The organism is Rhodanobacter sp. PCA2 (assembly GCF_013620825.1).
Lineage (GTDB): Bacteria > Pseudomonadota > Gammaproteobacteria > Xanthomonadales > Rhodanobacteraceae > Rhodanobacter_A.
This window is the reverse complement of record NZ_NJIC01000059.1, coordinates 1-1,089: the sequence shown is the minus strand read 5'-3', so window position 1 is coordinate 1,089 and position 1,089 is coordinate 1. Positions and strand designations below refer to the sequence as shown.

Genomic DNA, 1,089 nt, shown 5'->3' with positions numbered 1-1,089 from the left:
GTCTCCGTCGGCGCCTCGCACGACTGGACCGATACCGCCGGCGTGGTCCACGCCGCCAACACCCGCCAGATCGCCAACGTCGCCGCCGGCACCGAGGGCACCGACGCGGTGAACGTCGACCAGCTCAACGCCATGGCCGGCACCGCCAGCCACTATCTCGCCGCCAACGGCAACGGCGACGGCAGCGACGACGCCCAGGCGCTGGGCGATTACGCCACCGCCGTCGGCTCAGGCAGTTTCGCCATGAGCACCGGCGCTACCGCCATCGGCAGCGGGGCGGTCGCACTGGGCGATTTCACCGTGGCGAACGGCTATGGCGCGATGGCAGCCGGCGATTCCGGCATCGCGATCGGCAACGGCGCCAGCGCAGGAGATCGTGCCGGCAGCGCCAGGGATATCGCCGTGGGCGGCTACAGCCAGGCCAATGGCAGCAGCGCGGCGTTCGGTTACAACGCCAAGGCCAACGGGGCGATCGCCACGTCGATCGGCTACAACAGCTCGGTGGAGGCGGCCTTCGGCACGGCCGTGGGCGCCAACGCCCGTGCGACCGGAATCTATGGCGTCGCCACGGGCGTGTTCGCAAGCGCGGCCGGCACGCAGTCCTCCGCATTCGGCGGCGGGGCCAGCGCCGGGGGGTGGGAAAGCACGGCACTGGGTTCGGCGGCCAAGGCCAACTACGCCTATGCGACCGCCGTCGGCGCCGAGAGCGTGGCGTCCGGCCAGGCCGCCACGGCCATTGGCAGCATCGCCGACTTCTTCGGCGGCGGCGCCGCGGCCACTGGCGCATACACCACGGCCATCGGTTCCGGCAGCCACGCATCCGGCGCGTCCGGCACCGCACTGGGCGTGCGGGCACTGGCCGGCAAGGATGGCAAGAGCGTCACCAAGGGCAACAACACCACGGCCGTAGGCACCGAGGCCTGGGCCACCGAGGACGGCGCCAGCGTGCTCGGCTACAACAGCTACGCCCAGGCGGTGAACGCCACCGTGCTCGGCTCCAATGCCTGGGTCGCCAAGGACGCCGTGAACAGCGTCTCGCTGGGCGCCAACTCCCTTGCCGACCGCGCCAACACCGTCTCCGTCGGCGCC

At 71.8% G+C, this 1,089-nt stretch carries 1 pseudogene; it reads left to right on the top strand.

Going from position 1 to position 1,089, the window contains the following annotated elements:
* A pseudogene (locus PCA_RS17305) lies at positions 1-1,089 on the top strand (cell surface protein); the annotation flags it as partial.